Raw genomic sequence first — 8,397 nt, forward strand, 5'->3', positions numbered from 1 at the left:
GGCTGCAACCGCTGTGACAGCCGCTGCTTTCGGCGCTATTTTTTTGGCTGCTACAGGCGGTGTTTTTTCAGCGGCTTTTTTTACTGCCACTGGCTTCTTTGCAGGCGCGGCGGACTTGACGGCCGGTTTCTTCGCTGCTGGCTTTTTGACTGCTGTTGCCATTTTTTTCTCCTTCACGTGAGATGGGAAAATCAATTTTCAAGATTTCAATCCGACTCGCCATCGCGATAGGCCAGACGAATTATTCATCGGCGCACACAACCGTCTGCATGCGCTAATGAATTCGGTACCAGCCGCTATGCCGCATTCGAAACACGATGCGGCAATCCGGCCACAATGGCACCCCCCCTCCCGTAACACGCACAAATACGCAAACATCACGCCGGAGGTTAACCTGCAAACAGGTTAAGCAACAATACTGCGGTTGTACCCAGAAAAAACGCCAGCTGTAACACTGGCGCTGGAATTCAGATCCTGAAAAATTTCCGGTTTTTTCAAAGAAAAAGCCGCCTTACCCGAAATGATCAGGTTTGGCGGCAGAAACTGATTAGGGCGATTTGTTTTTTTACTGTCCATCAAATGGGGTGATAGCCTTCCATTTTTTCGTTGTTTCCTGCTGGTACACCACTGGCATTGCGTATCTGACGGGCTTCGGTTCCGGTGCAAACCAGGTGCTGGCATCCGCCCTTCATTGCATGCTGCCCGATATGCATTTCCAATTGGGCGCTTCACTTGTTCGATGTCCGATGACCCATGTTTCAGAAAATTGCATTCCATTTTCCAATCGACCATCTCGCGCATCCATGGGAATGGATTCTCTTCCTGTGCGAACATCGGGTCAAGCCCAATCTGCTGTGCGCGGCTATTTACGATGCAGCGCAAATAACCTGCAAACACCGACGCATTCAAACCGGGCACGCCTCGCGGCATTGTATCCTCTGCGTAGAGATATTCCAACTCTAGCGCGTACAGAAACGAAGCTTTGATCCCGCCACGCAATTGCGCTATCCACAACTGCGGATTTTCCATCTTGATGGCTCTGATCAAGTCGCTCCCGAAGCTGCAGTGCATCGACTGGTCACACAAAATACAGGGACACTGCTCCGCCCATAGCCTTGTTTCGATGACCCGGCACCAATCCCCAGGTTATTGCCAAGCGCACCGGCGCCCGGCAAGCCTGCCGCAGTACCTTTTCAGATGATTTTTCAAGTCAAGCAGGGAAGCGCAGCGCATCACGCGTAAGCGCCAACCGTGATTGCGCATCAAGCGCCTGCCGGTAATGGCGCCAATCGAAAAACGGCCCCGGATCGGTTTTCCGGCCTGGCGCGATATGTTCATGTCCGGCCACATCGGTGAGCCGATAACGGGCCTGCAATGCAGCGGTCAGGCCGACCAGCGATACATACTGCAACTCGGCGAAGGGCTCGAAATCGGTTCCCTCCAACTCGATCCCGATCGAAAAATCATTGCAGCGCTGCCGCGGGCCAAACGACGATACGCCCGCATGCCAGGCGCGATCGTCGGCGGATACGAACTGGACCACGACGCCATCCCGGCGGATCAGGAAATGGGCCGAAACCCGCAGCGCGCGCAACTGGTCGAAGTACGGGTGCGCATCGCAATCGAGCCGGTTGGTAAACAGCTCGCAAATCCGCTCGCCGCCGAACTGACCGGGCGGCAGGCTGATATTGTGGATCACCAGCAAGCTGATGTCGGTGCCGGCCGGCCGTGCGTCGCAGTTGGGCGAAGCGATGCGCAGCGCCTGGCGGCACCAGCCGTCGGCCGCCACCTCGAGCCGGACCGGTCTGGGTTGGGTGATTTTATTCCTGCTCATTCTGGTTCGCTGATGTCGAGCTTTTGCATCTGGTAGCGCAACTGGCGAAAGCTGATGCCGAGCAACTCTGCCGCCTGGGTCCGATTGTATCTGGTCTGTACCAGGGCGCGCCGGATGATGTCGCGCTCGATCCCGCTCAGATAATCCGGCAGGCAGCTTGGAATGCCGTCGTCGCGTGGCGGGCATGCGGCCCCGCCGGCGATGGCGTGCGGCTGCGATGGAATTGGATTGGCGTCGGGCGACATCGAAGCCGGCGACTTTGCCGCTTTCAGCGCCAGATCGGCGACCTGTATGACCCCATCCTCGGCGAACGCCAGCGCACGTTCAAGGATATTTTCGAGTTCGCGCACATTGCCCGGAAATGCATGACCGCACAATGCCTGCAGCGCCGAGGGCGCCAGCACGGCGGCGTTGCCGGCGGTCGCCAGTCGCATCAGGATCGCATCAGCCAGCAGGCCGATATCCTCGCGCCGCTCGCGCAACGCCGGCAATGCCAGTTCGATGACATTCAGACGGTAATACAAATCCTGCCGGAAGCTTCCGTCTTCGACGCATTTGGCCAGATTCTTGTGCGTGGCGCTGACGATGCGCACATCCACCGGTTCTTCGGCGATAGCGCCCAGCTTGCGCACGCAGCGCTCCTGGATCGCGCGCAACAGCTTGACCTGCATCGCCAGCGGCAAATCGGCCACCTCGTCCAGCATCAGCGTGCCGCCATGCGCGGCTTGGAAAAACCCGTCGCGATCCTCGATGGCACCGGTAAACGCGCCTTTGCGATAACCGAAAAACTCCGCCTCCATCAAATTGTCGGGAATGGCGCCGCAGTTGACCGCAATGAAGGGCTGATCCGCCCGGGCGCTGCAGGCATGGATTGCGCGCGCGGCGAGCTCCTTGCCGCTGCCGGACTCGCCGCTGATGGCGACCGGCGCCATGCTGCGCGCCAGGCGCGCGATCTGGGCCCGCAAGGCCTGCATCGCGGGCGAATCTCCGGTCAGGCGCGATGCGGCCCGCCCGGGCGTCGCGGCAGGCTTGGCGGACATGCCGGCCACGCCGTCCAGGCGCAAGGCAGAGTGCACCAGCAGGCGCAACTGCTCCAGCGCCAGCGGCTTCGAAACATAATCGAATGCGCCCGCCTTCAATGCCGCCACCGCATTCTCGGCACTGCCGAAAGCGGTGATGACGGCAATCGGGGTGTTTTTGCAGGCGCCGGCAACTTCGCCAACCAACTCGATTCCAGAGCCGTCCGGCAGGCGCATGTCGGTCAATACCAGCGCGTACTGATTCTGCGCCAGATGGGCCCGCGCAGCTGCCAGGCTATCGGCGCTATCGACATCGAGCCCCATGCGCACCAGCGTAATTTCCAGCAATTCACGCAAATCCGCTTCATCATCGACCACCAGAATACGAGGAGAAGCCATGGCTACAGTCTATTAGTTATATGGGATTAATAATCAAGCCGAATGCGGCAGCGCGAACGTAATCACGAACCTGCCGCTGGGCTCGCCGCCACGCTGATCGACATGCCCGACATGCCCGACATGCCCGATCCGATACTCGTAATCGAGCATCGCGCCATTGTTCAAGCATAATTCCCGCGCCAGATAGAGCCCCAGGCCGGTGCCCTTGCTGGAGGTGGTGTGGAACGGCTCGAACAAATGCGAACGCACAGCCGCCGCAATCCCGGGCCCGTCATCCTGGACATGCAGCTCAAGCCGGTCGGCATCGTCGCTGGCCACATGCATCCGGATGCTGGCCGGCCGGCGGCTGGCATAGCGGATCGCATTCGACAGCAAATTTACCACCACTTCGCGCAGATGCATCGGATCGAAGCGCACCCGCGGCTTATCTGATGCATTGGATGCATCGGGCGCATCTGAACCGTTCAATGCAATCATGGCAGCCGGCAAGTGATGCGCATCCTCGAATTCCCTGACGATATCGGCCAGTGCCGGGAGCAGCGCGAAAGGTTCGTCGTGCAGTTGCGCTTTGCGGGAGAGATTGAGAATATCTTCGATCATGCGGTTCACCCGCGCCACATTATCGGCGACGATAGTCAGGAGCCGTGTAGAAACGGGGCTGCCGGCCTCTTCCCGCAGCAATGCGGCCGCATGCGAAATCGCCGCCAGCGGGTTTCTGACTTCGTGCGCGATGCTGGCGGTCAGGCGTCCCATCGACGCCAGCTTCAATTGCTGCGCCTGATTTTCGATCTCGCTGACATCGCGCAGAAAAATAATGGTTCTGGCGACTTTCGGGTCGTCCGTATCAACCGCCACGAAGCGCAGCTTGACGTGAGAAAACAGCTCCCGGCGTCCGCCCCAGATACTCGTTGCGCCGGCCAGCGTGACCTCCGCCGCGGGCTTGATGAAAACGAAAATCGGTGCTTCCGCCTGCCCCGGCACCGGCACCGGCACCGGCACCGGCACCGGCTTTTCAGATGCGGCCGACCACGCCAGAAATGCATCGGCAATCGGCGCAAACGCAGGTATGTCACCCAGGCGCCAAACCGGCTTGCGGCCCAGGCCAGCTACGCCCAACATCCGTTCCGCGGCAGGATTTCCCATCAGCACCGCACCGCCGTGGTCCACCACCAGAATGCCGTCGCCCATGTCCGCGATCACCAGCCGGTTGATGGCCTGCTGGATTTGCAAATCCATGCCGCGCCTGGCTGCCAGATGCTCTTGCCTGATGAGTCTGGCGGCAAGGCGGTTGACAACGAAAACGACGGCAAAAAACGCAGCCCCGTACAATCCTGCCTGCATGAAGGCAGCATCGCCATCCAGCGTTAATGCCCGGTACCCGCTTGCAGCCAATAGAAACAGCGCCACGACCGAAACGAAGAACAGCGCCAGCATCAGGGTGGCAAGAATTGCCGCTCCGGCCAGCGGGAACAGATACAGAATCGCCAAACCGCTTTTGGCGCCGCCGGCAACCACGTACAACGCTGAAATGACCAGGGTATCGGCAGCAATCTGAGTCGACAACTGCAGCAAAAAGCGACGCCGGGAATAGGCGGACAGCACTGCAAATGCCAACGCCAGCAACAGGTAGGCGATGCAGATCTTCGGATAAATAACCTGGCCGCTGATCCAGCCAGCCTTGCTGCCGTTGAGGCTAAAATACGCCAGCAGCAAACCGGCAATGATGATCCGGGTCAGATTCATCGCCTGCAACGATCGCCAAAAGGTCGCGTCAGGCTCGACAGGACTGATCAGGCCACTGCGTCCCATGCGCTAGGAAGGGAAGTGCAAGCGGCGGTGCTCTTCGCTGCAAAACGACATGCCAGCCTGGCTGACTGCTTCCGAAGCCGGGAAATGTACGCCGCAGTGCATGCATGGCACCATCAGTTCGGGTTCCTCGAGTCGCGGCACTTCGGTTTTTCCCTCGTGCATCGCACTTTTTTTGGAACGGATTGCCCACACCACAAGCAAACCCAATAACAGCCAGGCCAGGAGCCTCATACGCCACCCCGATGCAACACCACTTCAAGCACAAACCGACTGCCCACATATGCCAGCAGCAAGGTTGCAAAGCCCGACAGTGTGAAACTCAGCGCCGTCTTGCCGCGCCAACCCTGCCATTTCCGGCCAGCCAGCAAGGCGCCGAACAACATCCATGACAGCATGGTAAATACGGTCTTGTGATCCCACTTGAACGCCTGGCCGAATAACTGCTCTGAAAACACGACGCCCGACAGCACCGTCAGCGTCAGCAATGCGAATCCAAATCCAATCAGACGAAACAGCAGCTTTTCCATCGTCAGCAAGGCCGGCAGGCGATCGATGACTGCGGCAATCCAGCCCTGCGAACGGGAGCCCGCATGCAGATGCAGCCTGGATTCCTGGATTGTCATCAGCACTGCATGAAAGGCGGCCACGGTCAGCGTGCCGTATGCCAGCATCGACAGCGCGATATGCCAAGGAAACAGGTTCGATTTCCCTTCCAGCGGCACCACGCTGCCCGGAAACGCAATCGGCAGGATCACCGCCAGCACCGCCGCGGGCAACACCAGGATACGCAAGCCATCCAGCGCAAAATTGCGGTTTTCCAGCCAATACGCGGCAACCGAAACCCAAAATGCGGCCGATAGCATGATCGCGAATCCGAGCCGCAATGTTTCGGGTGCGACAATCACATCCGACCACAGCCCAACGCCATGAAACAGCCAGGCGAGCGCAGTTCCGCTGGAGATAACGATGCGCTGGCGCGCCGGCAGAAATGCGCAGATCGCATACAGTGCCGCTGCCGCGATGAAAAATGATGTTTGCATATACCCAGTTTACACTATCTGCCCACTGCGCCGCACCTGACAATTGCCGATCGTTTTGGCAGATGGCCGGATTCCGGCAGGAACTTGAACGATTTCTCCAGAAATTATACATACATATGTATTTTAAATTACGCAATTAAAATATACGGAAAACAATATGTATTTCCATATACTCCCTGTAGCGGAGCGGAATCACAGGGAATGTACGCAGCCCTGCGCGGGATCGGCCGCACACGCCAGCCGCCAGCCGGCGCGGCATCAAACACCGTCACGGTTTAATCTGCGCCGGCACCGTCGACACACACCGCATCGGTTAAAATGGCGCTTTACATTCCGCTGCGCGCCATTTCGATCAGGCCGGCCCGCGCATCGACTTGTCGCCCCATTTTCGAAACGCCTCTGCCATGCTAGATAATCTTACCCAACGCCTCGCCAAAGTCGTCAAAACCATGCGCGGCGAAGCGCGTCTTACCGAATCGAATACCGCCGAAATGCTGCGCGAAGTGCGCATGGCGCTGCTGGAGGCCGACGTGGCGCTGCCTGCGGTGCGCGAATTCATCGCGCGCGTCAAGCAAAAAGCGCTTGGCGAAGAGGTCATTTCTTCGCTCACGCCGGGACAAGCTCTGGTCGGCGTGGTGCAGCGCGAACTGGCCTCCCTGATGGGCGCCGATCTGGGTGCGGAAGCATCGCAACTGAATTTCGCCACCCAGCCGCCGGCCATCATATTAATGGCCGGCCTGCAAGGCGTCGGCAAAACCACCACGGTCGGCAAGCTGGCCAAATACCTGATCGAGAATAAGAAGAAAAAGGTGTTGACGGTCTCGGCCGACGTCTACCGCCCGGCCGCGATCGCCCAGTTGCAGGCGGTTACCGCTCAGGTCGGCGCCGATTTCTTCCCGTCCCACAGCACCGACCAGCCGGTTGCGATCGCGCTGGCCGCGCTGGATTATGCAAAAAGGCATTATCACGACGTATTGATCATCGATACCGCAGGCCGCCTGGGCATCGATGAACAGATGATGAACGAAATTTCCGCAGTCCACGCCGCGGTCAAGCCGATCGAAACCCTGTTCGTGGTCGATGCGATGCTGGGCCAGGATGCGATCAATACCGCCAAGGCATTCAACGACGCGCTGCCGCTGACCGGCATCGTGCTGACCAAGCTGGACGGCGACTCCCGCGGCGGCGCGGCCTTGTCGGTGCGCCACATTACCGGCAAGCCGATCAAGTTCGCCGGCGTTTCCGAAAAACTGGACGGACTGGAAGCCTTCGACCCGACGCGGATGGCCAACCGCATCCTCGGCATGGGCGACATCCTGGCGCTGGTGGAGGAAGCCCAAAAAGGGGTGGACGTCAAGGCGGCCCAGGATCTGGCCCAGAAACTCAAAGTCGGCGGCAAATTCGATCTGAACGATTTCAAACTGCAACTGGCACAGATGAAGAAGATGGGCGGACTCTCCAACCTGATGGACAAGCTGCCGGCACAGCTCCAGCAAGCCGCCAACGGAGCCAACATGGATCAGGCGGAAAAACAGGTCAAGCGCATGGAAGGCATCATCAATTCGATGACACCGCTGGAACGCGCGAAACCGGACCTGATCAAGGCTGCGCGCAAACGCCGCATTGCCGCCGGTGCCGGAGTTCAGGTACAGGAGGTCAACCGGATGCTGGCGCAATTCGAGCAAATGCAATCGATGATGAAAAAACTCAAGGGTGGCGGCATGATGAAAATGATGCGTGGCATGAAAGGCATGATGCCAGGCATGCGTTAAGGCAGCAATCGCCTGAATTCGCCGGGAACCCGCAGAAAACACTTGCATCGCCATGCAAACCGCACCAATATTAGCGGGCGCGCAATAATGCGTTATTTCTTAACAGTTCATGAGGAGGCCACCCTATGGCAACAGCGAAAAAACCCGAAGCCAAGAAACCCGTAGCGGCAAAAGCAGCCGCGCCTGCTCCAGCCCGCAAACCGAATGCCGCCTTCATGAAGCCGATGACGCCATCGGCAGCATTGGCAACCGTGGTCGGCGCAGCGCCGCTACCGCGTACCGAAGTCACCAAGAAGGTGTGGGAATACATCAAGAAGCTGAACCTGCAGGATCCGCAAAACAAACGCATGATCAATGCCGACGCCAATCTGAAAACCATCTTCGACGGCAAGGCGCAGGTTTCGATGTTCGAGATGACAAAACTGATTTCGAATCATCTGAAATAATCACCGCAGCGCCAAACCAAGGCGACTGCTGCCGTTATACAGGCCGGCTCGCAAAAAAAAGCCCGGACGCAACATCGT

Annotated in this window: 8 protein-coding genes and 1 pseudogene; 2 read left to right on the top strand and 7 right to left on the bottom strand. The window is 58.7% G+C overall.

The features are described 5' to 3' along the window. Positions 1-405: 405 nt before the first annotated feature. The 7 genes and pseudogenes from HMCN_RS19495 to HMCN_RS0116300 form a co-directional block, all read right to left on the bottom strand. Positions 406-576 carry a hypothetical protein gene (locus tag HMCN_RS19495; RefSeq protein ID WP_155837611.1) on the bottom strand — a complete coding sequence of 57 codons (171 nt, stop codon included), beginning with the start codon at positions 574-576 and terminating at the stop codon, positions 406-408. A gap of 112 nt (positions 577-688) precedes the next feature. Further along, positions 689-1,107, bottom strand: a pseudogene (locus HMCN_RS18910) (ribonucleotide-diphosphate reductase subunit beta); the annotation flags it as partial. Between the two features lie 103 nt (positions 1,108-1,210). Then, positions 1,211-1,834, bottom strand: a complete 624-nt coding sequence (gene ampD, locus HMCN_RS0116280) for a 1,6-anhydro-N-acetylmuramyl-L-alanine amidase AmpD (RefSeq protein ID WP_025918377.1) — start codon at positions 1,832-1,834, stop codon at positions 1,211-1,213. Then, positions 1,831-3,252, bottom strand: a complete 1,422-nt coding sequence (locus HMCN_RS0116285) for a sigma-54 dependent transcriptional regulator (protein ID WP_025918378.1) — start codon at positions 3,250-3,252, stop codon at positions 1,831-1,833. Before HMCN_RS0116285 ends, ampD begins: the two co-directional genes overlap by 4 nt. 33 nt (positions 3,253-3,285) lie before the next feature. Next, positions 3,286-4,995, bottom strand: a complete 1,710-nt coding sequence (locus HMCN_RS0116290) for a PAS domain-containing sensor histidine kinase (RefSeq protein WP_369792177.1) — start codon at positions 4,993-4,995, stop codon at positions 3,286-3,288. Positions 4,996-5,064: 69 nt separating this feature from the next. Next, positions 5,065-5,292: a PP0621 family protein gene (locus HMCN_RS20025; RefSeq protein WP_025918380.1), complete on the bottom strand. Its 228-nt coding sequence runs from the start codon at positions 5,290-5,292 to the stop codon at positions 5,065-5,067. After that, positions 5,289-6,101, bottom strand: coding sequence for an inner membrane protein YpjD (locus HMCN_RS0116300; RefSeq protein ID WP_025918381.1), 813 nt, complete (start codon positions 6,099-6,101; stop codon positions 5,289-5,291). Before HMCN_RS0116300 ends, HMCN_RS20025 begins: the two co-directional genes overlap by 4 nt. A gap of 404 nt (positions 6,102-6,505) precedes the next feature. Between HMCN_RS0116300 and ffh the strand changes: the two genes are divergently transcribed. Continuing rightward, positions 6,506-7,873, top strand: coding sequence for a signal recognition particle protein (ffh, locus tag HMCN_RS0116305; RefSeq protein WP_025918382.1), 1,368 nt, complete (start codon positions 6,506-6,508; stop codon positions 7,871-7,873). Between the two features lie 125 nt (positions 7,874-7,998). Further along, positions 7,999-8,319 carry an SWIB/MDM2 domain-containing protein gene (locus HMCN_RS0116310; protein ID WP_025918383.1) on the top strand — a complete coding sequence of 107 codons (321 nt, stop codon included), beginning with the start codon at positions 7,999-8,001 and terminating at the stop codon, positions 8,317-8,319. Positions 8,320-8,397 lie beyond the last annotated feature (78 nt).

Source organism: Herminiimonas sp. CN, assembly GCF_000622895.1.
Taxonomy (GTDB): domain Bacteria; phylum Pseudomonadota; class Gammaproteobacteria; order Burkholderiales; family Burkholderiaceae_D; genus AVCC01.